16 protein-coding genes are annotated in these 22,282 nt (G+C 72.1%); 7 read left to right on the top strand and 9 right to left on the bottom strand.

Translation table 11 applies throughout. The annotated features are described in order from the left end of the window. Positions 1 to 10 precede the first annotated feature (10 nt). From ACIBU0_RS26220 to ACIBU0_RS26200, 5 genes are read right to left on the bottom strand one after another with little or no spacing between them, the layout of a single operon-like run. Entirely contained in the window at positions 11 to 1,012 is a 1,002-nt protein-coding gene (locus tag ACIBU0_RS26220; RefSeq protein WP_398822613.1) for a KGGVGR-motif variant AAA ATPase, read from the bottom strand. After that, positions 1,002 to 5,033 carry an FxsC protein gene (gene fsxC, locus ACIBU0_RS26215; protein WP_398822610.1) on the bottom strand — a complete coding sequence of 1,344 codons (4,032 nt, stop codon included), beginning with the start codon at positions 5,031 to 5,033 and terminating at the stop codon, positions 1,002 to 1,004. Before fsxC ends, ACIBU0_RS26220 begins: the two co-directional genes overlap by 11 nt. Further along, complete coding sequence (locus tag ACIBU0_RS26210; protein WP_398822607.1) at positions 5,026 to 5,997, bottom strand: AAA family ATPase; 972 nt, start codon at positions 5,995 to 5,997, stop codon at positions 5,026 to 5,028. Before ACIBU0_RS26210 ends, fsxC begins: the two co-directional genes overlap by 8 nt. Further along, positions 5,994 to 8,003 (bottom strand): hypothetical protein, encoded by a 2,010-nt coding sequence (locus tag ACIBU0_RS26205; protein ID WP_398822605.1) that lies wholly within the window; start codon positions 8,001 to 8,003, stop codon positions 5,994 to 5,996. The genes ACIBU0_RS26210 and ACIBU0_RS26205 overlap by 4 nt, the downstream gene beginning before the upstream one ends. A gap of 50 nt (positions 8,004 to 8,053) precedes the next feature. After that, positions 8,054 to 8,809: a hypothetical protein gene (locus ACIBU0_RS26200; protein WP_398822602.1), complete on the bottom strand. Its 756-nt coding sequence runs from the start codon at positions 8,807 to 8,809 to the stop codon at positions 8,054 to 8,056. A 537-nt stretch (positions 8,810 to 9,346) separates the two neighbouring features. On the opposite strand from ACIBU0_RS26200, the gene ACIBU0_RS26195 reads away from it, so the two are divergent. From ACIBU0_RS26195 to ACIBU0_RS26170, 6 genes are all read left to right on the top strand, one after another. Then, positions 9,347 to 10,354 carry a hydroxyacid dehydrogenase gene (locus ACIBU0_RS26195; protein ID WP_398822599.1) on the top strand — a complete coding sequence of 336 codons (1,008 nt, stop codon included), beginning with the start codon at positions 9,347 to 9,349 and terminating at the stop codon, positions 10,352 to 10,354. 330 nt (positions 10,355 to 10,684) lie between these two features. Next, on the top strand, positions 10,685 to 12,004 hold the full coding sequence (locus tag ACIBU0_RS26190; RefSeq protein WP_398822596.1) for a radical SAM protein: 1,320 nt from the start codon (positions 10,685 to 10,687) through the stop codon (positions 12,002 to 12,004). Between the two features lie 188 nt (positions 12,005 to 12,192). Then, the gene (locus ACIBU0_RS26185) at positions 12,193 to 13,689 is read left to right on the top strand and encodes a cellulose binding domain-containing protein (protein WP_398822593.1); all 1,497 of its coding nucleotides are present in this window, start codon (positions 12,193 to 12,195) and stop codon (positions 13,687 to 13,689) included. Between the two features lie 287 nt (positions 13,690 to 13,976). Next, entirely contained in the window at positions 13,977 to 15,071 is a 1,095-nt protein-coding gene (gene rsgA, locus ACIBU0_RS26180; RefSeq protein ID WP_398822590.1) for a ribosome small subunit-dependent GTPase A, read from the top strand. Positions 15,072 to 15,239: 168 nt separating this feature from the next. After that, positions 15,240 to 16,631 (top strand): bifunctional transcriptional activator/DNA repair enzyme AdaA, encoded by a 1,392-nt coding sequence (locus tag ACIBU0_RS26175; protein ID WP_398822800.1) that lies wholly within the window; start codon positions 15,240 to 15,242, stop codon positions 16,629 to 16,631. Positions 16,632 to 16,633: 2 nt separating this feature from the next. Continuing rightward, positions 16,634 to 17,143: a methylated-DNA--[protein]-cysteine S-methyltransferase gene (locus ACIBU0_RS26170; RefSeq protein WP_398822587.1), complete on the top strand. Its 510-nt coding sequence runs from the start codon at positions 16,634 to 16,636 to the stop codon at positions 17,141 to 17,143. A 2-nt stretch (positions 17,144 to 17,145) separates the two neighbouring features. Here ACIBU0_RS26170 and ACIBU0_RS26165 read toward each other — a convergent pair whose 3' ends face one another. The 3 genes from ACIBU0_RS26165 to ACIBU0_RS26155 all read right to left on the bottom strand — a co-directional run bounded on the left by ACIBU0_RS26165 (position 17,146) and on the right by ACIBU0_RS26155 (position 19,120). After that, positions 17,146 to 17,517 carry a PPOX class F420-dependent oxidoreductase gene (locus ACIBU0_RS26165; protein ID WP_398822584.1) on the bottom strand — a complete coding sequence of 124 codons (372 nt, stop codon included), beginning with the start codon at positions 17,515 to 17,517 and terminating at the stop codon, positions 17,146 to 17,148. Between the two features lie 119 nt (positions 17,518 to 17,636). After that, complete coding sequence (locus ACIBU0_RS26160) at positions 17,637 to 18,119, bottom strand: DUF456 domain-containing protein (protein WP_398822581.1); 483 nt, start codon at positions 18,117 to 18,119, stop codon at positions 17,637 to 17,639. A 62-nt stretch (positions 18,120 to 18,181) separates the two neighbouring features. Next, positions 18,182 to 19,120 (bottom strand): winged helix-turn-helix transcriptional regulator, encoded by a 939-nt coding sequence (locus ACIBU0_RS26155; RefSeq protein ID WP_398822578.1) that lies wholly within the window; start codon positions 19,118 to 19,120, stop codon positions 18,182 to 18,184. Between the two features lie 298 nt (positions 19,121 to 19,418). On the opposite strand from ACIBU0_RS26155, the gene ACIBU0_RS26150 reads away from it, so the two are divergent. Further along, positions 19,419 to 20,753, top strand: coding sequence for a protein phosphatase 2C domain-containing protein (locus ACIBU0_RS26150; protein WP_398822575.1), 1,335 nt, complete (start codon positions 19,419 to 19,421; stop codon positions 20,751 to 20,753). Positions 20,754 to 20,775: 22 nt separating this feature from the next. Here ACIBU0_RS26150 and ACIBU0_RS26145 read toward each other — a convergent pair whose 3' ends face one another. Continuing rightward, entirely contained in the window at positions 20,776 to 22,086 is a 1,311-nt protein-coding gene (locus ACIBU0_RS26145) for a helix-turn-helix domain-containing protein (protein WP_398822572.1), read from the bottom strand. Positions 22,087 to 22,282: the final 196 nt, after the last annotated feature.

Here is a 22,282-nt window from a genome sequence, read left to right as displayed (position 1 = left end):
CGCTCGGGGATCAGTCCGCGCGTGCGTAGGCCTGCCTCAGGCGGTGCCGCTCCGCCGCCGGGAGCGGGGGCACGGAGCGGACGAGACCCGTGGTCAGCCAGCCGGTGAGCCGTTCGAAGGCTGCAAGCAGCGTGTGCGGCTGGTCCGGGCGGTCGGCCACCACCGCGGGAATCTCCTCATAGGCGTAGTACGGCCTGTACGGGATCTCGACATCACCCCAGTAACGGTGGTGCGATTCCTCAGGGAGCCAGGCAAGGCAGGGGCCGAAGTGGGCCCGCGCGAAGTCGCGAGCCGCTTCGAGCCGTTCGGTCTCGACGGCCTCGACCCGCATCGGCACCGGCAGGACATGAACGGGACGCGGAGCCGCCCGGTTCACGGTGAAGGCGGCATCGGCCGTGCCGCGCATGCTCTGCTGGTTGAGCACGAAGCAGGCGAGCAGAACATCGGGCAGGACGACGGTGCACATCGTCGCGGTGTCGCTGGAGCCGCTGCGGCTGTCGATGAGGACGTAGTCATATGCGGCGATCAGTTCCTCCCGCAGAGCCTGCAGGAACGTGCCGCCGCCGAGCACCTCGTAGAAGTGATGCCAGTTGAAGCTGCTGATGGCGGCCGAGTACGTGACGTTCTGTCGTCCCGCCGGCATCAGGTCGAGCCGGCCGCCGCCCGGAAAGCTCAGGTCCGTGCCGGTGATGTACGGTGCCGGACGCGCACAGGCGCGCAGCCAGTCGTCATCGGTCGCCTCGCCCGCCGCCGCTGGTCTCAGGGCCTCGCGGGCGTAGCTCTGGCACAGTTCGAGGATCCCTCCTGTGAAGCGCAGTTCCGGGTCGATCAGCAGGGGACGGAGGTAGCGATGCAGTCCCGGAGCCTCCAGGTCCCAGTCGGCGACGAGCACGCGCAGCCCGTTCGAGGCCAGGATCCAGCCGATGTTGACCAGCGCCATGGTGCGCCCGACACCTCCCTTGTACGAGTAGAAGGTGACGATCCGTCCGTGCCTGCCCGGCTCACTCGTCATGCGTACCCTCTCCTCCCGGATAGGGCGGTCCCGGCAGGGACAGCCCTGGCAGGGGCGGCGCCGGAGGTCCGGAGGGCAGCCGCCGCGGTGTGCTCGACTCCATGAGCCGGTTGACTGCCACGGCCACCATCACGGCCAGCACCGAGTCGAATTGTTCGCTGTCCACTCGCGCCCGGAACAGCGCGTCGTACCGGTCGTTGCGGCGCAGCCAGTTGCGCTGGAACACACTCGCCACCGCGGTCCAGAGCTCCTCCTCGTCCGCCTCGGCATGACCGTCGGTGTCGACCTCGGTGACGATGACGCCGGTGATCGGATGGTGGGCACGGTCGAACGCGGTGAGGATGTCCCCGTAGAGAGGGTCGCGGACGACCCGGGGATCGACGATCAGGATGGTGATCTGCCCCTCCCGGACGGCGTGGTCGAGGTGCTCCTCCAGCGTCTCGTCGACAAGCTCCAGACTGGCGGTGAACCCCTCATCGACGACCACCCGTTGTGCACGGTGCGCGAGGGCCGGGTAACGAGGGGGATAGGAAGACGGGTCCAGCGCTGTTCTGCCGGCTATGAACATGCGCACATGCGACGGTCCCAGGCGCTCCGGCGTCGTTCCCAGCGGGAAGGCCTCCTGCACGTGAGCCAGATCCAGGTCCGACACGAAGGGCACAGGGAACCTGTGGGCGTGGATGACGGCATCCGCCACCGCCTCGACCACTTCGCGGTAGGCCGCGCCCGTCGGGTCGGAGCGCAGGAGCTCGCGCAGTCCTCGTCGCGGGTACTCGTCGGAGAGCCCGGAAACCGTCGTCCGATACCGGTCGGCCGTGCGGGGGAGGGGTTCGTCCAAGGGCGACCACAGGACGGGGATCAGCGAGGGGACGTCGATCCCGATGTCCTCACGGTACCGCCTCAGGCGCTCACTGAAGGCTGCGAACTCCCTGCCGCAGTGGCGGCTGCGGAAGTACGACGGCGAGTACAGCGCCACGAAGGCCTGGCATGCGCCGACCTCCCGGCCGACCAAGCGATCTCGCTCGGGGGCCATGGCGGCCTGGGTGAAATCCCTGTACGGGAGCTGCCTGTTGACGTCCGCCCCGAGACTGCGCAGTTCGTTGAGCAAGTCGTCGTAGAACCTCCGGACATAGACGTCCAGGGCCTCGGTGGGAGCTCGACTGAGAAAGAAGTTCACCCTCTCGCCGGGCATCGGACGGCGCCTGGGCCCTGCGGCCTTCACCGGGGAGTCCCGGGGGGTCGCCGGTGCGCCGCTCCAGGAACTCAGGACCGGCCCCTCTCCGGTGACCACGACCCGACCGTATCGGGTGAGAGGCGGCAACACCTCCTCGGGCAAGGGGAGTTCGTCCAGTCCGTCGATCACGACGATCCAGGGGCGCGTCATGCTCCGCAGGCGCTGGAACAGGGCATCGACGCCGTCCTCGGCACGGGCCGTACCGGTTCCGGCGATCACCGCTTCGGCCTCGGCGTACCGGGTGCGGATCTCCGAGGTGCTGCTCCCGGATGCCCAGATGACGACGTCGGCCCGGCGCTCTTGCCACTCGCCGCGGACACGGGCCGATGCGTAGGACCGCTTCTCGGCCGCCGAGTCCCCGCCCAGCACCAGCGGCACACCACGATCCGCGGCCGCCCAGTCCTCAGCGAGGGCAGAGCCCCTGTCCGGGGCACCGTCCCAGGGCGGGGGGAGGCTGCCGATGAGGAAGCGGGCGGGGCGTCGGGCCGGGGTGACGGTGGTGAGTGCGGAGCGCCCCGGCATGTATCGCCTGACGACGTCCTGGAACTGCGGGTCGCGGGACAGGGTGGCGATCCCGGCCATGGTGAAGGCGAAGGCACGGCTGCCGGACGGCTCTTTCGCCGCTGCGACGACGACGCCCAGGAACGTGTCCCCGTGGAAGACGGGCGTGCCGGGGCGCACGGTGACGTCCGGCGGCAGCGGGTGGTCCAGTGCGAGGATGTGGGGGGCTCCGGGTGGCTCCGTGGCGTGCAGCACACCTGTGGGGGTCCGCAGTTGCCCTTCCTCCGCCACGAGGACACGGCAGGAGGCCAGTGACCCGGTGCCTGGCAATGCGCCCCAATTCTGTTCCGCCGATCCCCGCAGGAGTTCGGGGCCGGCCGCGCCCGTCGCCACGAGGAGCAGGGTGAGGCCCTGGTAGTGGCGCTCGCCGCGCCACATGACGCGGCAGTCGAGCCAGTCGCTCGCCGTGACACGAACACCGCTCGGGCGCAGCTGTACGGCACCGAGCGTGTCGTCTGCCGCGCCCTGGGCCAGGTCTCCCGCAGCCAGGACCAGCCGCGGTCCCAGCAGGAAACCGGTGCCCACGCGCCGGAAGCGGCTCCCGGCACCTGGGTGCCCCGATGTGCGGACGACGGCGAACAGCCGTCCCCTCCACGGCCACGGAAACTGGTCTGTCGTCCCGGCATCCTGCGTGACATGAGCGGGATCCTGCGAAGGCGCCTCCTCCGGCCCGGCCGACAGGGCGGCAGGGATCCCCAGTAACCGCTGCGTGGCCAGCGCTGCGTGCGCGAACGGCTGCAGATGGGCGGGCAGTTCCGCGACGGCGTTCGGCGAGTGCAGGACAGCGGCGATGCCGTGCGGTGTGTGTGGGTGCGCGTGCAGGTGACGGCTGAGCGCGGCCAGGGTGCGCCACGCGTCGTGACTCGTCAGGTGTTCGCGCAGCCGAGCGCGGGCCGGACCGCGGAAGGTCAGCACGGGATCGTGGTCCGGGACTCGGGTCACGGCGAGCAGGCCGCTGGTGAGCACCTCGGCGACGTCGGCGAGGCGTGCCTCGGGCACGGCCTGTTCACGCAGCGCGTGCAACAGCGGCAGGGTGAGCTCGGGCACGTGCGAGCTCAGAACGGCGAGCCGGACCGCCGGCGCCGAGGCGGTGCGCAGGAACGCGTCCGCAAGGGTTTCGGGGTCCGTGGCGCCGTCACCTCCAACGGGGCCGAGGCGCGTTACACGCCCGGTGGCCGGAACGAGGACGGCGTCGCAGCCCTGCGGATCCGTACCCATCAGGGCACGAGCCCAGGAACCCAGGGAGTGCGGCGTACAGGCGGCGACGGGCAGAGCCTGCCAGGGGCTGAGCTCGGCAGCCAGGCCGGAGTGGGGCTGAAACCGCAGCGGGAGCCGGTAGCGCAGAGCGGCGTTGTGGCTGCCGGCGTGCCTGGCGGTGGCGCGTACGGCGGGTAGGTCGAGGGCGGAGCGGCGCCACAGCCGCTGCGGCAGCGGATCGACGAGCGTGACCGGGACGTGCCGACCCCAGGATGCGAGCATCTTCCAGGGGGCGGGATCGTGCCAGCCGCGCGCGGTGCAGTCGGAGACGACCAGGACGAGACGCCGGCCCTGCGCACCGCTGCCGTGGTGGGGCACGCGGTCGGGCGAGACCCGTGTGCGCGTCTGGTCGCGCAGCCGTGGTCGTGCCTCCTCGTCCCACTCCCATGTCCAGCTGTGCACGGCCCGGAATGCGCCCAGGCCACGCAGCAGCCGGGTCAGGGCCTGCGCGGTCTCCTGCCACACGCTCATCGACAGCGAGCGATCCACGAGCACCACGACTTCGAACCAGCGTTCCGGCCGCGGGGAGAACAGCGGTATCAGCGGCCCTCCGCGCGCGTAGTGGTCCACCGTGGCGTCGATGTCCAGGCGGGTTCGACTGCCGCGGCGCCAGGTGCGGCGGAACGGCTGAAGGGCCCGGCCGACGGCCAGGATTTCGGGCAGGGGGTCCGCGCGACCCAGCGACAGCGGGGTACCGCGCACCCGCGTGGTGCTTCCCGGGACATGGGCGGACACCCCCGGGTCCTGGCCAGTGGCGGCCGGCGGCATGGTGGGGGCCGGCTCGCCGGGCGGTGCCGGCTCGTCCGTCGGCGGAGCCGAGGCCGCAGAGTCGTCCTCGACCTGGGCGGCGGGCCGCGCGGCCGTCCGGGCAACGGCCAGCAACACCGCGTCGGCCAGGGTGCGCGCGTCCGTGCCGGGCGGCGCGCACGCGCCCAGCGAGGTGAGCAGCCGGTCGAGAGCGTCAGGCACGGGACAGCGCGCTCAGCAGCAGGGTGTGCAGTTGCCGGCGCTGTTCCTCCGGGGGCGCCTGGTCACCGACGAGCAGAGCCACGGCGTTCAGCAACTGGTCGACGGCCAGGTGATCGCCGCGGCCCACGCGTTCGGCGAACTCGATGATCAGTTCCTGGGCCCCGTGGCCGGGCAGCTCCTCGAAGTGCGCGCGGACGATGTCCCGAAGCAACTCGGGGGTCTGCCTGGGCATCGTGTACCGGATACAGCGGCGGAGGAAGGCCGGATGGAAGTCGCGTTCTCCGTTGCTGGTCAGCACGATGAAGGGGAACTGCGTGCACCGCACGTGTCCGTGCTCGATCCGGTACGTGTCCTGGCTGTCCCATTGGCGGACCTCGACGCTGCGGCGCCTGTAGCGCACGAGTTCGGGAATCTCGTACTCGCCGCGCTCCAGGACGTCCAGCAGGTCACCGGGCAGATCCAGATCGCTCTTGTCGATCTCGTCGATGAGCAGGGCGCGAGGCCGCTCCACCGGCAGCAGCGCGGTGCCGAGTGGGCCGAGCTGGAGGAAGGGCGCGATGTCGTCGCCCGCGCGACCGGCCCGCCGGCCGCCGAGTCGGCGGTGGTGGGCGGCCTGTGTGAGGGAGGCCCGGAGGCTCTGGGCGTGGATGCGCCCCAGGGCGTCGTAGCGGTACAACGCCTCGGCCAGTGTGCTGCGCGAGGTGATGTGCCAGCGCAGCACCGGGCCGAGATCCAGTTCGTGGGCGACCTGCTCGATGACGGTGGACTTCCCCGACCCGGCGGGACCGGTCATCAGCAGCGGACGGCGCAGGTGCAGGGCCGCGTTGACGGCGTCGGTCAGTCCCGGCGGCGGCTGGTACTCGCGGTGCTGGGAGGTTCGGGGGAATGTACGCCAGGGTGGCGGTGCAGCGAGTTCCGCCCGCCGCCGGACTCCGTCGCCGTGGTAGTAGGGCTTCCAGGTCACGGTTCCTCCTCGAGGGCGGTGACAGCACGTTTCTCGAACGGGCGGCAGAACTCCAGCCACGCCTCGTCATGCCAGACGGCACGGATGTCGCCCAGACACAGCGAGCAGTTCTCGTGGGTCTTCCAGCGGTCGCGGTAGGCCTGGGCGAAGCCTCCGGGCAGCGTGTGCCACTGCTGGCCCACCACCGTGCGCAGGCGGTCCTGGGAGGACCGGGCATCGGGACGCGGCCACAGGACGATCGGCGCGTACGGCAGCAAGAGACCGAGGACGTCGGGCAGGTCCTCAGGGTGATGGTCCACGCCCACCGCCATGGCGTACTGGCCGGCCTGCAATCCGAGGTCCAGTCCGGAGCGGTCGCGCAGGACCGCCGCGTCGACCCACTCCACGGGCACCGCAGCGCAGGAGGCCATGGCCTGAAGGGACTTGCGGGCGGCGTCGTTGCTCTCCGCATTGTGCGCCTGCGGATCCAGCCGACCGCTCCAGCGGACCATGACGGCGTGGTGCGCCCCCAGGATGTGGAGTCCGATCTTCTCCTCCTCCGGCCGCCACCGCGCCACCAGGTGCGCGGGTGCGGCCACGTCCACGTTCACCAGGAGCTCCGGGACCGGGAGTTGGCCGCGCGCCCAGTCCAGCGCCTCTCCGATCGCCCTGCCCACACCGATGCGATCTGCGGAGACGCAGGGGGTGGACCACTGCTCGGGCAGTGCCGTACCGCCGCGGAGCAACCAGGCTTCCACCTCCTCCGGCCAGTCCGCCCACGCGCCCGCCAGGCTCACGACGAGCCGCAGCCGCTGTCCCTGCCGGTCGGCCTCGAAATCCTTGAGCGCCTGGTTGAACTGCGGGGTCAGCCGACGCTGCCGGGCCCACTCCCGCAGTGGCGAGTCGCTCGTGCCGAGCCCCGCTCGATCGGCGACGGCGGCCAGGAGCCGGGCCACCCCTTGCCCTGGCCTGTCCCCGACGGGTTGGACACGCAGGGCGGCGTACTCCAGCAGGTCGCGCAGCAGCGTCCCTTCCTTGCGGGCGGTCGGGAAGCCGGCCAGGCGGCCGGCGGTGCGCAGCAGATCGCTGGTGAGTTCGTCGGCCAGCGTGTCGGCGATGAGGTCGGCGACGTACGCGCACTCCAGGAGCGCCGTGGTCACCTCCTCGATGCGGCGGCGCCAGACCGGGTCGGTCTCGTCCTCGACCCGGCCGGACCGGGCGAAGTCCCGCAGTTCCTCGAGGGCGGTGGGCGTGAGACGCTCGGGCAGCGCGGCAGGCGCCCGCCACAACTCCACCGCCTCCGACAGCACCTGATGCCCCAACGGGCCGACGGGTTCGGCGTCGGTGACGGTGGTGTGACGGGCGTTGCGGGACAGCCACAGACCTTGGAGGGCATACGGATCGTTGTCGTACTCCGTGCGTCCGACGGTCTGGCCGCTGATGCGCGCGCGTAACGCTTCGGTCAGGGTCCGGTCCACGTGCAGCGCGCTGCCGGCACCGGGAATGCCTTCCCTCAGCACCTCTGTCAGAGCGGAACTCAGCCGCAGATCACGGGCGTCCTGGTCGGCGGCTGCGGCGGTGAGGACCGCCAGCCGTGCCCGGCCCGCCCGCACACCACCGGCCAACTGGCCGGCGTCCGGTGTCGCACCCGACGCACGACAGGTGTCGACGATGCCGATGACACCGTCCAGCCCCTTCTCGTCGGCCGCTCCGGCCAGCAAATGCCCCACATGCACGGCCGAGCCGGTGCTCTCGGTCGTGGAGTCGCCGACCATGTAGTACAGGTCGGTCTGCTGCGGCGTGGTGAACCCGTGGCCCAGCAGGGCCACCACGAGGACGGTGCTGTCCTCCCTGGCTCGGCGTACGGCCTCGGTCACGGCCTCATGCACGTCCCCCGGTGTGAGGTCGTCGCCTATCAGCAGGGACCGGTGCGCACCGATGCGGCGGGCGCAGCCTCCGAACGCCGGATCGATGAGGACGGCGTGCAGGTCCCGCGCCGCTCGTCCGAGGCGCGTCAGCCTTCCCATGGCGCGGCACTGCGCTGCGATCACCAGCACGTGCCGCGCCGCCGGGCCGGTCACCGCTTCAGCGCCTCGACGACCGGGCCGGCCACCGCGGGCTGCCGCAGGTACTTCGTCGCGGTGTGCACCCAGATCCCGTCGGAGTCGACGCGATCCGTGACGGGTACGACACCGGATCCGTTCGGCAGCATCCATGGGGCGAGCCGGGGCCGGCACACCACGATGTCGTCCCTGTCCCAGAAGTTGAGCCACCGCTCGACCGGTTCCGGAGTGTGCGCGGGTCGCGGCCGCACCCGCTGCCGGACGGCCGCCGCGGTCGCCAGCGGCGAACCGAGTGTCACCAGCAGTGCGACGGGGCCGGGATGGTGGTGCAGGGCCTCGAAGGCCACGACCGTGCCCAGTGAATGCGCGACGACCACGAGCGGCCGCCCGGGGTCCGCACACCGCAGCACCCGTTCCCGCACGCGCACGTCCAGGGGCCGCCCTTCGCCGTCCGTCTCGCCGCGGCCGAGGTAGCGCCCCACCTGGCCCAGGTGCCCCAGCAACGACTGGCCGCTGGCCCACTGGGCGGCCCTGCGCAGCCCGGGTATCTGCAGCAGAGTGGTCAGCACGCTCGCCAGAAGCCGCACGGGTTCGCCGATTCCCTGCGTCTGCGGCGACGCCGCGACCTCGTCGGCTGCCCCTGACAACTGCTGCCGGGCGTCCTCGATCACACGCAGCGTACGGGCGTCCCCACGGTCCCGAGCCTGGTGGAAGAGTTCCTCGGTCAGCTCCCGGACAAAGGGCAGCAGGAGGGCTTGCTGCTCACGCATGGGCGGCAAGACGTCGGGACCCTGCCGGCCTGGGGCCATGAACAGGTCGCTGTAGTTCGCGAACCGGACGTCGGCGAGCCACTGCCGGGTGAGACCCGAGACGGCGTCACTGTGCCCGGCCCTACGTGCACCTTGGGCCAGACTCTCAAGCCACGCCTGCTGCTCCTGTCCGGCATTCCGAAGAGGGCCGATGCCATGGACGAACACCAGCTGAGCCCTGCTCGAAGCGATCATCCGTACCCCCGTGATGCCCCCCGACACGTTCCGCCCCCGTCCGGCGGGGCGTGCACGTATAGGGACATTTATCAGACGGCAGGTCAAGCATGCGCCGCAATACCGAAATACCGGAAGCCCGTCCGATCGTCACCATGAGAGGGACGGTGGGGCTGCCGAACCGGCCGTCGTCCCCGTCACCCATGCCATGCCGTCCTGCCGGGGAAGCGTCCGTGCGTTGACCCTCTCACCCGCGCCTGCCTACCGTAGAGACCGCTTTCCCGCCCCCCTCTCGTCCCCCTCGCTGAGCCGGAGGCCACGTCCTTGCCCCGTCTGCCGCAGGCGCTCTTCGCCATGACCGCCGAGTACGTGCCGCAGGTCTTTCCGCCGGAGGTGCTGGAGCGGCTGCGGGAGTCGGTGGACATCGATCCCGCCCTCGTGGCCGAGGACTTCACGGACCCGCGCCTCAAGGACGCCCTCGCCCGCACCGAGATCCTCGTCACCGGCTGGGGCTGCCCCCGCCTCGACGCGGCCCTCCTCGACGCCGCCCCGGAACTGCGCGCGGTGCTGCACTCGGCCGGCTCGGTCAAGAGCCTCGCCACGCCCGAGCTGTGGCGGCGGGGCATCGCGGTGAGCTCGGCGGCCGGGGCCAACGCCGTGCCGGTAGCCGAGTACACCCTCGCCATGATTCTGCTCGCCGGGAAGGATCTCCTCGCCGCCCGCGACCGCCTGCGCACCGAGCGTGCCTTCGCCGGCTGGGGGCTCGTCCCCGGCATCGGCAATTACGGCCGCCGCGTCGGCGTCATCGGAGCCTCGCGCATCGGCCGCCGGGTGATCGAGCTCCTGCGCCCCTTCGACCTGCGCGTGTGTCTCACCGACCCGTACGTCGACGAGGCGGGCGCCGACGCACTCGGCGTACGGCTCCTTCCTCTGGACGACCTCCTGCACACCTCGGACGTCGTGACGATCCACGCCCCCGAGACCCCCCGGACCCGTCACCTCATCGGCCGCCGCGAGTTGGCCCTGATGCGCGACGGCGCGGTCCTGATCAACACCGCGCGCGGCGCCCTGCTCGACCACGACGCCCTGATCGCCGAACTCCGCACCGGCCGCATCTCCGCGATCCTCGACGTCACCGACCCCGAGCCCCTCCCCGCCGACTCACCCCTGTACGACCTGCCGAACGCCTTCATCACCCCGCATCTGGCCGGCGCCCAGGGAAACGAGGCGGCCCGCCTCGGCCTCGCGGTCACGGAAGAGGCGGAGCGGCTCGGCGCCGGGCAGCCGTTGGCCCACGGGATCGTCCAGTCGGAGCTGGAACGCATGGCGTGACGGTCGGCCAGTTTGAGGGTGCGCGGCCGGGCTGTTCTCGCCCCCGCCAGGGGGCTCCGCCCCCTGGACCCCCGCTCCTCAAACGCCGGAGAGGCTGACTTACCCAGCCCGTCCGGCGTTTGAGGACGAGGCCCCTTCAGGGCCGAAGCGGGGGTCTGGGGGCCGCAGGCCCCCAGGGACGGGACGGGTAGGGGCGGCGGGGGCGAGAAAAAAGCCCCCCATCACCCCACGGCCCGCCACGACCGGCCCCGAAGGGCCCCCGCCGCCGCTCACGCCCGGGCAGGGGCATACCGTGAGGAGTCGTACGCCTGAGCCGGGAGGAGACAACGGATGGGCAGCCGCACCGCACTGGTCGAGGATCTGATGGAGCGATTCCCGCATGTACCTCGGGAAGCCGTCTTCAAGGAGGATCTGCTCCGGGGCGGAGTCGCCTTCGACCCGTCCGCCCTGAGTGACAACGATGGCGGTGAGGTCAAGCCGAAGTCGTACTTCATCTTCTCCTTCGACCACGGCACCCTGCCCGAGCTGGGGGAGGCGGCACTGCGACGCCCGCCGGAGGAGATCATCCTCACCGGAGGCCCGTACGACCTGCGCCGGACCGTCGTCTCGGTGCGCGTGAACCCGTCGTCGCCGTACCGCGTGGCCGCCGACGAAGAGGGGCTGCTCGGGCTCTACCTCGACGGGAAGCGGATCGCCGACGTCGGTGTCCCGCCCATGCCCGAGTATTACCGGCACAAGCTCTCCAACGGGAAGTCCGTCATGGAGGTGGCCCCCACCATCCAGTGGGGCTATCTCATCTACCTCACCGTCTTCCGGGTCTGCCAGTACTTCGGCGCCAAGGAGGAGTGCCAGTACTGCGACATCAACCACAACTGGCGCCAGCACAAGGCGGCCGGGCGCCCGTACACCGGGGTGAAGGACGTCGAGGAGGTCCTGGAGGCCCTCGAGATCATCGACCGGTACGACACCGCCAAGGCGTCCACCGCCTACACGCTCACCGGCGGCGCGATCACCAAGACGGTCGCCGGGCGGGACGAGGCGGACTTCTACGGCCACTACGCCAAGGCCATCGAGGAGCGCTTCCCGGGCCGCTGGATCGGCAAGGTGGTGGCGCAGGCGCTGCCGCGCGACGACGTGCAGCGGTTCAAGGACTACGGCGTGCAGATCTACCACCCCAACTACGAGGTGTGGGACCGCCGCCTGTTCGAGCTGTACTGCCCGGGCAAGGAGCGCTATGTCGGCCGCGACGAGTGGCACAAGCGGATCCTCGACTCGGCCGAGGTGTTCGGCGCGCGCAACGTCATCCCCAACTTCGTCGCGGGTGTGGAGATGGCGGAGCCGTTCGGCTTCACGACGGTGGACGAGGCGATCGCCTCGACGACCGAGGGCCTGCGCTTTTTCATGTCCCACGGGATCACGCCCCGCTTCACCACGTGGTGCCCCGAGCCGACGACCCCGCTCGGCAAGGCCAACCCGCAGGGAGCGCCGCTGGAGTACCACATCCGGCTGCTGGAGGCCTACCGCGCCACGATGGACGACTTCGGCCTGTCCTCCCCGCCCGGATACGGTCCGCCCGGTCCCGGTCGCGCGGTGTTCTCGGTCAGCTCCTTCATGGACAGCCTTCCGGCGGAGGAGTCCGCGACGGTGTAATTGAGACGGACGGGGCCGGCATCCGTACCAGTGACTGGAGTTGCGGGCGCGACGGACTGTCATGACATCTGAACACGGCGCTTGTCAGTTGTGCAGGAATCGTGAAAAGCTCATGCTCTGCCGCGAGGTTCCCCCCAACTCCATTGCCAATATGGCGAGTTGACCTCGCATGTGGATGCAGGAGACTCATGCCCGACCTGCCGACCCCCCAGGACGCCACCGAGGCCGCGCTGTTCTCCGAGTGCTGGGACGCCGTGCTGTCGTACGCCGATCTGTGCACGGCCGGCTCCACCGCGGCCGGCCAGCTGGCCGCAGAGGCGTTTTCGACCGGCATACGCGAGGCCCGCGAGGCCGAGGCCGGAACCTTGCGAAGCGCGGGCCGCCGCCCGGCCCGGCTGCCCCGGATCCCCCTGCTGCTGACCGCCGTACGCACCACGGCGGCCGCCTGGGAGGAGACCGGACAGGGCCACAAGCTCGACCCCGACCTGCGCCTGTGGCTCAACTCCGACAAGGCCGCCCGCTACACCGGACCCCCGCTGCAGCGCCCGCTCGCGCTGCGCGGACTGCGCGACATGCAGGAGCCGGACGCGGCACTGCTGTGGCTGACCGAGGTGGAGGCGCTGCCGCCGGCCGTCGTGGCCCGTCGGCTCGGCCTCGACCCGGACACCGTCTCCGAGGAACTCGCCCAGGTCCGGGGCCTGTTCCGGGACCGCTGCCAGCGCAACCACCTCGACACGCCGATGGACGCGCAGTGCCGCAGCTACGCCCGCCTCCTCGACGCCGTGACCCGCTCGACGGCCGCCGACACCCCGGAGGACCTCTCCCGCCACCTCGCCACCTGCGTGGAGTGCGCCGAGGCCGCGGCCTGTCTGCGGCTGCACGGCGGCGGGCTGCCCGGGGCGCTCGCCGGCGGGGTGATCGGCTGGGGCGGACTCGCCTACCTGGAGCGCCGCCGCCGGGCCACCGAGGTGCGCCTCGGCGCCGGACGTCCCGACCGGCCGGAGGCGGACGCCGGCCCGCCGAACCCCGGTGCGCACAAGGCGCGCGTCGTGCGCAGCGGCCTCCTCGTCGCCGCCGTCCTCGTCTCCCTGCTCGCCCTCGCGGTGTCGATGATGCCCGGCGGCTCCACCGGTGACGGCACCGTGGCGGGTGGCGACGCCTCCGACCGCCAGCCGGTCTCCGGCCCCGACTTCTCCGCGCCGGTCACGGGCGCCACCCGGTCGGCGTCGGGCGCGTCGGCGTCGCACTCGCCGCGGCCGTCGGCGACCAACACCCGGCGCGACTCACCCGCGCCGAAGAAACCCGACCCGGAGCCGCAGGGCACCCAGTCCTCCACGGCCGGCGGGGACGAGCCGGATCCGTCCGCGAGCGAACCGGCCACCTGCAGCGTCCAGTACGACCTCGTCAACGAATGGCCCGACGGCTTCCAGGCCACCGTCACCGTCACCACCGAGCGTGCCCTGGACGACTGGCGCGTCGCCTGGTCCTTCCGGGACGGCCAGCAGGTCGGCCAGATGTGGGACGCGAGCTTCGCCCAGAACGGCTCCCGGGTGACGGCCGCGGCCGCGGACTACAACAGGACGGTCGCCGAGAACGGCACCCTCTCCTTCGGCTTCATCGCGTCGTGGGAGGGCGAGAACTCGCCGGCGTACGACTTCGCGCTGAACGGGCACGACTGTGCCTAAAACCGGTTGACGGGCCTTCACGGGTCCGGGCTAGAGTGACGGCGGTTCAGGGCGGTGGCCGGTGGCCGCCGCCGTCGAAGCAGATGCGTGCGTCAGATGTCTGCATCAGAGGCGTGCGTCAGATGTGTGTGAGGAGGTGTCGACCGATGGCTGTCATGGCGATGAGCGCTGCTCGCATCCGGTTCCAGTTCATCAAGTCCGCCTCCGTGGCCGCCGGCTGATCACACCTCATCTCTCCGCGTCCCGCTGACGCGGCTGCCGGGGCCACCCTTGTGAAGGGTCACCCGTTGACTTCCTCTTCTGTTTTCTCCGCGTTGGCTCCCTACGGCTGGGACTCCGCCTGGGCCGACGCGTTCACCCCGTACGACGCCGAGGGGCTGCTGCCCGGGCGCGTGGTGCGGGTCGACCGCGGGCAGTGCGACGTCATCAGCGCCGAGGGTGTCGTACGCGCCGACACGGCCTTCGTCACCCCGCACGATCCGATGCGGGTCGTGTGCACCGGGGACTGGGTCGCCGTCGAACCCGCGGGAAACAATCCCCGCTACGTACGGACGTATCTGCCACGCCGTACCGCCTTCGTACGCTCCACCTCCTCCAAGCGGTCCGAGGGGCAGATCCTCGCCGCCAACGTCGACCACGCGATCGTCGCCGTGTCGCTGGCCGTCGAGCTCGACCTCGGCCGGATCGAACGGTTCCTCGCCCTGGCCTGGGAGTCGGGCGCGCAGCCGGTCGTCGTCCTCAGCAAGGCCGACCTCGTGCCGGACGCCGTGACGCTCTCGCATCTCGTCCAGGACGTGGAGCTCACGGCGCCCGGGGTGCCCGTGCTCCCGGTCAGCGCGATGGACGGGGACGGGCTCGACGCGCTCGTCGCGGTCGTGTCCGGCGGTACGTCCGTGCTGCTCGGACAGTCCGGCGCGGGCAAGTCGACCCTCGCGAACGCGCTGCTCGGCGAGGACGTCATGGAGGTCCAGGCCACGCGGGACATCGACGGCAAGGGCCGTCATACGACCACCACGCGCAACCTCCTCGCGCTGCCGGGCGGCGGGGTCCTGATCGACACGCCGGGGCTGCGCGGCGTCGGGCTCTGGGACGCCGGGACCGGGGTCGGCCAGGTCTTCTCGGAGATCGAGGAGCTGGCCGAGGGGTGCCGTTTCCAGGACTGTGCGCATGATGCCGAGCCGGGGTGCGCCGTGCTGGCCGCGATCGATGCCGGTGAGCTCCCCGAGCGGCGTTTGGACAGCTACCGGAAGCTGATGCGGGAGAACCAGTGGATCGTGGCGAAGACCGATGCGAGGGTCCGTGCGGAGCTTCGGCGGGACTGGAAGCGGAAGGGCGCTGAGGGGAGGGCGGCGATGGAGGCGAAGCGGGGGCGATGGCGGTGAGGGTGCCGCGTCAGGCCGTCTGGCGGCTGCGGGCTCGTTGTGTCTGGTCGCGCCCACGCGGCGGAGCCGCATATCGAACACAGCCCCGCGCCCCTGAAGGGGCGCGGCAGTGCCGTGTCCGAAATCCGCCAGCCCTGTCTTCGTCCAGGCCCCACACTGGACCGTGTGATGGACGAAGACACCAGGTACGAGGCGGTGCGCAGCCGTGATGCGCGGTTCGACGGCGAGTTCTTCTTCGGTGTCGAGACGACCGGCATCTACTGCCGCCCCAGCTGCCCGGCGGTCACGCCGAAGCGGTGCAACGTGCGGTTCTTCGCGACGGCCGCCGCCGCGCAGGGCTCGGGTTTCCGGGCCTGCCGGCGGTGTCGGCCGGACGCCGTGCCGGGGTCCGCGGAGTGGAATGTGCGGGCCGACGCGGTGGGGCGGGCGATGCGGCTGATCGGCGACGGGGTCGTCGACCGGGAGGGCGTCGCCGGGCTCGCCGCGCGGCTCGGCTACAGCGCCCGGCAGGTCCAGCGGCAGCTCACCGCCGAGCTCGGCGCCGGGCCGGTGGCGCTCGCCCGGGCCCAGCGGGCGCACACCGCACGTGTGCTTCTGCAGACCACCGGGCTGCCGATCACCGAGATCGCGTTCGCCTCCGGGTTCGCCAGCGTGCGGCAGTTCAACGACACCGTCCGGGAGGTGTACGCGTCGACGCCGAGCGAGCTGCGGGCGGCCGCCGCGCGCAGGGCCTCCCGGCGGGGGGACACCCCGTCCGCCGGGATCCCGCTGCGGCTCGCGTACCGGGGGCCGTACCAGGCCGGTGCCGTCTTCGACCGGCTGGGACGGGAGGTCGTGCCCGGCGTCGAAGACATCGCCGGGCCGCACGGGCACCGGACGTACCGGCGGACCCTCAGGCTGCCGCACGGCACCGGAATCGTCGCCGTCGACGAGCGTCCCGGTCTGCCCAGGACGCCGCCCGCCACCCACCCCGGCGGCTGGCTCGACGCCCGCCTCCACCTCACCGACCCCCGCGACCTGACGACCGCCGTGCAGCGCCTGAGGCGTCTCTTCGACCTCGACGCCGATCCGTACGCCGTCGACGAGCGGCTCGGGGCCGATCCGCAGCTCGCCGCACTCGTGGCCGCCCGGCCCGGACTGCGGTCACCCGGCGCCGCGGACGCGGAGGAGACGGCGGTGCGGGCACTGGTCGGGCCGGCGGAAGCCGAGCGGCTGGTGCTGCGGTACGGCAAGGCGCTCGACTCGCCCTGCGGCAGCCTCACCCATCTGTTCCCGGAGGCGGCCGTTCTCGCCGAGGCCGAGCCCGGCGGTCGCCTGGGCGCGCTCACCGCCGCCCTCGCCGACGGAGCCGTCCGGCTGGACCCGGGCGCCGACCGGGAGGAGACACGGCGTGCGCTGCTCGGTCTGCCCGGTCTGGACGACCGTACCGTCGCCGTCATCCGCAGCCGTGCCCTCGGCGACCCGGACGTCGCGCCGCCCGGCGTCGACGTCCCCGACAGCTGGCGCCCCTGGCGCTCCTATGCCTGGCAACACCTGCTCGCAGCAGGGGAGTTGGAGTAAACATGACCACCCCGACCCCGACCCACTGGACCGAGATCGACAGCCCGCTCGGGCGTCTCCTGCTCACGGCCGATCCCTCGACCGGCGTCCTGACCTCCCTCTCCGTGCCCGGCCAGAAGGGCGGCCGGACTGTCCAGGACGGCTGGCGGCGTGATCCCGCGCTCTTCCGCTCGGCCGAGGAGCAGCTCGCCGCCTACTTCGCCGGTGAGCTCAAGGAGTTCCATCTGGAGGTGCGCGGTGACGGCAGTGAGTTCCGGGAGCGGGTCTGGGCGGCCCTCGACACCGTTCCGTACGGGGCCACCACCACGTACGGTGAGATCGCCGCGCGGATCGGCGCCTCGCGTGCCGCCGTACGGGCCGTCGGCGGCGCGATCGGCGCCAACCCGCTGCTGATCCTCCGGCCGTGCCACCGGGTGATCGGCGCCGACGGGTCACTGACCGGGTACGCGGGCGGCCTGGACCGCAAGGTGCGGCTGCTCACGCTGGAGGGCGCGCTGCAGGCTTCCGCCTGAGATCAGCCCTCCTCCACGCCCCAGCTGCGGACCCACCGCGGATGGACACGGATGACCTCCTCACTGAAGTACGGGCCCAACTCGTGCGGGCCCGTGAGGAGTTCCGCGTCCCCCCGGATCTCGACCCCGCGCACCCGCCACGGCCGTACGCTGACGAGGTCGTCGACGACCAGAGCGACCTTGGGGTTCTTCTGCAGGTTGCGCCACTTCTTGGTGGTCCCCATCGAGCTGCCGCCGATCAGGATCGTCCCGTCGTCCTGAGGGAAGAAGCCGACCGGGTTCGCCTGGGGCTGCCCCGCCGGATCCACGGTGGCCAGCCGTCCCAGCCGCTGCGACCTCAGATACGCGCGTTCCGCCTCGCTGAATTCGGTCATGCGGCCAGCGAAACACGCCCGTATCCGCGGCGCATCGGCTCCTTGTCCTAGGGCCCCGGACCTACTCCGGCGGGGCCGACGCCGCCCGGCGGCTTGTGCTGCCCGATGATCAGCCCGTTTCAGCCCCAGATCACGGCCCCCACCCACGCCCCCGCGATCAGCTGGCACGTGAACAGCTCCGCCAGCACACTCGACCCGCCCGACCGCATCGCCGTCCGCAGCGCCGCCATCGCCTCGCCGTGGCGGCCGAGCCGGAACCGTTCCTCCAGGTAGATGCCGGCCATGAAGCCGGGGATCGCGCCGACCACGGGGAGCAGGAGGAAACCCAGGAACGACCCCGCTCCCGCGTACAGCGCCATGTGACGGCCGGCCCAGCTCGGGCGCAGCCGGCGCGGCGGCAGCGCCCAGCGCACCACCTGGGAGAGGAACAGCACCACGGTGGCCCCCACCAGCACCCACCACGCGACCGGCTGGGGATCCTGCAGCGCCCACCACATGACCGCGGCCCACACCAGCCACGACCCCGGCACCCCGGGCACCAGCACGCCGCACAGGCCGAGCAGGAGGACCAGGCCGACCAGCACGAGGTCCCACACTCCCATCTGACCAGAGTGCCGGAGCTCGCGACCACGCGCAGATCAGCGGTATCGCCGCAGGTCCCGCGTCACTCCTGGCGCTCCCGGTCCACCCATCCCCGCTCATACGCATGCCACCCCAGCTGCAACCGGGTCGTCACCCCGGCCAGCTCCATCAGCCGCTTCACCCGGCGCTGCACGGTCCTGAGGCCCAGGTCGAGCTGCTTGGCCACGCTCGCGTCGGTCAGGCCGGCCAGCAGCAGGGACAGCACCTTCAGGTCGGTGTCGTCGGGCTCGTCCAGCCGCTGCTCGGTGGCCCCGGACGCGCCGAGGCGTACCGGCAGAGCCTCCCGCCACACCGACTCGAACAGCCCGGACAGCAGCTCCAGGAGCCCGCTCGCGTGGACGACCAGCGCGGCCGGCTCCGACGTGTGCGAGGTGAGCGGCACCAGGGCGAGTGTCCGGTCGGCGATCACCAGCCCGGCCGGCACGTGATCCACGACCCGCACCTGCTCGTCGCGGCCGAGGGCGGCGGACAGCCCGGCGACAGCGTGCGGCCGGTCGAGGACCGAGCGCTCCAGCACCACCCGGTGGCGGACGCCGCGGTCGGCGGCCTGCTGCTCCGCGTCGTTCTCCATGCCGGTGAGGGCGGCCGGCGTACCGGTGACCAGCGCGCACACCTCCTTGCTCGCCCCCAGCCGGAGCTGCAGCAAGCGCCGCGCCACCGCGGCCGCCCCGATCACCACCTCGACCAGGTCGTGCCCGGCGGGCTCGCCGGCCGACGCCCGGTACTCCTCGGTGAGCAGCGCGCCCAGCGCCACCCCGGGCGGCGCGGCGACCCAGCGGCCGGGCCGTGCGGAGGACCGCGCCGCCAGCCCGTACCGCTCCAGCCCGCGCAGGGCGCGCTCGGTGTCGTACTCGCCGAGCGCCAGCCGTCGCGCGAGATCCGCTACGTCGGCGGCGCCCACGGACAGCAGGGCCCGGTACGCCGACTCGAGCGTCTCGTCGAGACCGATCGCTCCCAGCATCGGGCCGCGCCTCCTCCCCGGTCGAACACCGCTGCCCGGTCCATGGCCGCGGAGAACAGCCCCGGCGTGGAACGGCTACGGCGTAAAACAGCCACGGCGCAAAAACGCCTCAGCACATCATCGCCGCCCCACCCGTCACTCCGCCAAGGTGTCGCCGCCGCAGAAGGGGAATGGGGCGATCTTGTTTCGCAAGACTGTTCAACACCTCACCCGACACGCCGTTTTCCAGGCGGCGTACCGGGGCGGATTTTCCGGATGCCCCGTTTTCATCCTGGCCGTGCGGTGGACAATTGGGGGCATGAGCCAGCAGGGGGGAAGGCCCACGGGTCACGAGGACGACTGGTGGGGGCAACTGTACGGCGACTCCGCCGAGGACACGGGCCCGACAACGGCACCCGACTCACTGGACGACCGGTTCGCCTCGGCGGCGGGGGCGGTGAATCAGGGGACGGGCGCCACGGTTCCGGCGCCACGGGCCGACCCGGATGCCTCCGGACGGCCGTCGGCGTTCCCGCCCGGTCTGCCGAAGCCGCCCGGATTCACGGTGGAGGAGCCCCAGGAGCCCCAGGAGCCCCACGAACCGCAGGAACCCCAGGGAAGTCAGCCATCGAACATGGACGCCGAGCCCCACCCCGCGACCCGGGTCGACGTCCCCCTGCTCCCCCCGACCCCCCTCGACTACGTGGGCAACGGCCCTCCCACCTACGCCCCCGAACCCACCGCCCTCCCCCTCGCGGACCCCGACGACCTCGACGACCTGGTCGCCGACACCGTTCTGGACGGCGCGCACTACGGCGCCTGCACCCTGCGCGCCGTCTCCCTGCGCGGAGACTCCGCCCGCTACCGGGGCGAACCCCGCCGCGACTCCCTCCTCACCGCCCGCTTCGGCACCGGCGAACAGGCCCTGGTCCTCGTGGCGATGGCAACCGGCGCCCGAGCGACCCCGAACGCGCACCGCGCCGCCGCCGAGGCCTGCCACTGGATCGGCCGGGCCGTCGGCCGCAGTCATCCGAGGCTCACGGAGGACATCAGGGCCGCACGGCGCGGAGACCTGAAGTCCGGCCTGCACCGCCTCACCGACCGCAGCCTCGGCAAACTCCGCGCCAGTGCGGCGGAACAGGGCATCGAACCGGAGGAGTACGGGGCGACGCTGCGCTGCCTCCTGCTCCCGGCCGACCCAGGGTGCCGTACGCGTGTCTTCTTCGGCGTCGGCGCAGGCGGACTGTTCCGTCTGCGGGACGGCGAATGGCAGGACATCGAGCCCCGCGCCACCGATGCCGTCGGCGAACCCGTCGTCGGCTTCGGCTCCCTCCCCGCAGAGACTCCCGAGGGCGACCGCCTCACCATGGACCTCGGCATCACCACACCCCCGAGCCCCTACGACCCCGCCCCCGAACCGCCCCGCGAGCCCTTCCGCTTCCGCGCCTCGGTGGCCCGCCCGGGCGACACCCTCCTGATGTGCACGGGCGGCCTCGCCGACCCGCTGCGCGGCGAACCCGAACTCGCCGCCCACCTGACCGGACGGTGGTCCGGCCCCGAGCCGCCCGGCCTCGCCGCCTTCCTCGCCGACGCCCAGGTCCGGGTCAAGGGCTACGCCGACGACCGCACGGCCGCCGCCGTGTGGGAGGCGTAGCACCGCCCCCGGTTCGTACGGCTCAGGAGTACGGCCCCCACGTGCGGGCCGAGGTGTCGTACGCGTACCGCGGCAGTGCCCCGATGCTCGTCGTACGGAACGGGCGGCCGTGGTCGTCGATGCGGACCGTGCCGGTGCGGCCCTGGGAGGACCAGTCGAGTTCGAGGTACCAGCTGCAGTCGCAGCCCGTCGTCCGCGCGTCGACCAGCAGCACCTCCGGGTCCTCGGCGGACACGCGGTACGGCAGCCGCATCGCCGGGATCGGGGTGCCCGAGTCGTTGCCGCGGACCGGGCGGGCGATGGGCCGGTCCATGTCCAGGTCGACGTCGAAGTAGCGGGGCGTCAGCGCTCCGCCGCAGCCGTGGTCCATGGCGTACGCATTGCCCGCGACGGGCGCCGAGCGGCCGACCACACGCACCCGGAGCGCCTCCAGGACGACGGCCGTGGACGTCCGCCCCTGCACCGAGATCTCCACCATCGTCTGCCGCCCGTGCACCGCGCTCAGCGACGCCGCCCAGGTCCGGGCGTCCTGCGGGGCCGGGGGCGGAGGCACCTGCTGCGGGGGCCTGGAGATGACGTAATCGTGTCCGCAGCCCGCCTGCCACACATGGGAGTTGGCGCTCCAGGTGAGGGGGAGGCCGGTCGAGGGCCGCTGCCGGCCGGTCCCCTTGGAGGGGCTGCCGGCTGTGGCCGTGGGTTTCGGCGAGGGCTTCTTCGTGTGCGAGGCGCCGGGCGACGGCGAGGTGGAGGAGGGCTTCGGCCACGCGGTCGGGGTCGGGCGGGGACCCGCCGTCGTCGTACGGGTCGGATCGGCGCCCCGCACCGAGTCGCTCGCCCGGGAGCGGTCGTCGTCCGGCAGGGCGGAGAGGCTGCCCAGCGTGGCGAGGAGCGCCGTGGCCACGGCCGCGGTGACCAGGAGGCGCCGGCGGCGGTACCAGGGGCGGCGGGGAGAACTGTTCGGTGCCGGTTCTTCGGGTAACGACTGCCGGGTCTGCGGCTCCTCGGCCGTCTCCGGGAGGGAGCCGTCATGCACGGCGACGGCGCTGTCCGTCGCGGGAGCACTCGCCGTCCGGTTGCGCTGTCGCGCGGCCACCGCCAGGATCCACAGCCGGTGCAGCTCCAGCCGCTCCTCCGCAGTGGCACGGCACAGCGCGGCGAAGCGTTCCACGGGCGCGAAGTCGACGGGGACCGCGTCACCGGCGCAGTAGCGGTGCAGCGTGGAGGTGTTCATGGCCAGGCGGCGGGCCAGCTGACCGTAGCTGCGGTCGGTGCGCTCCTTCAGCCGTCTGAGCAGCGCCGCGAACTCCTGGACGTCGTCCTGCACTTCCGACACTGTTCCCCCGTGTCCTCCCCGTCCCGGGACGGCATCCCAGGCACCCCATATACCTGCACGTCACAAGGGCTGGGATGGTTCCACCGTCGCGGATCGGGCGCCGGCGGTTGCGTTCGCCGACTGTGACGGCTGATGCTCTTGGTGTCGCACCGACCAGAGCCGGACGGACCATCCGGCGTCGCTGACGACCACTTTC

The organism is Streptomyces sp. NPDC049627 (genome assembly GCF_044465645.1).
Classification (GTDB): domain Bacteria; phylum Actinomycetota; class Actinomycetes; order Streptomycetales; family Streptomycetaceae; genus Streptomyces.
This window is presented reverse-complemented; position numbering and strand designations above follow the sequence as displayed.

Coding starts and splice junctions, on each gene's coding strand:
- ACIBU0_RS26220 (WP_398822613.1), bottom strand. CDS start 1,012: ATGACGAGTGAGCCGGGCAGGCACGGACGGATCGTCACCTTCTACTCG.
- ACIBU0_RS26205 (WP_398822605.1), bottom strand. CDS start 8,003: ATGGGAAGGCTGACGCGCCTCGGACGAGCGGCGCGGGACCTGCACGCC.
- ACIBU0_RS26155 (WP_398822578.1), bottom strand. CDS start 19,120: ATGCTGGGAGCGATCGGTCTCGACGAGACGCTCGAGTCGGCGTACCGG.
- ACIBU0_RS26200 (WP_398822602.1), bottom strand. CDS start 8,809: ATGCGTGAGCAGCAAGCCCTCCTGCTGCCCTTTGTCCGGGAGCTGACC.
- ACIBU0_RS26150 (WP_398822575.1), top strand. CDS start 19,419: ATGAGCCAGCAGGGGGGAAGGCCCACGGGTCACGAGGACGACTGGTGG.
- ACIBU0_RS26160 (WP_398822581.1), bottom strand. CDS start 18,119: ATGGGAGTGTGGGACCTCGTGCTGGTCGGCCTGGTCCTCCTGCTCGGC.
- ACIBU0_RS26175 (WP_398822800.1), top strand. CDS start 15,240: ATGGACGAAGACACCAGGTACGAGGCGGTGCGCAGCCGTGATGCGCGG.
- ACIBU0_RS26165 (WP_398822584.1), bottom strand. CDS start 17,517: ATGACCGAATTCAGCGAGGCGGAACGCGCGTATCTGAGGTCGCAGCGG.
- ACIBU0_RS26190 (WP_398822596.1), top strand. CDS start 10,685: ATGGGCAGCCGCACCGCACTGGTCGAGGATCTGATGGAGCGATTCCCG.
- ACIBU0_RS26185 (WP_398822593.1), top strand. CDS start 12,193: ATGCCCGACCTGCCGACCCCCCAGGACGCCACCGAGGCCGCGCTGTTC.
- ACIBU0_RS26170 (WP_398822587.1), top strand. CDS start 16,634: ATGACCACCCCGACCCCGACCCACTGGACCGAGATCGACAGCCCGCTC.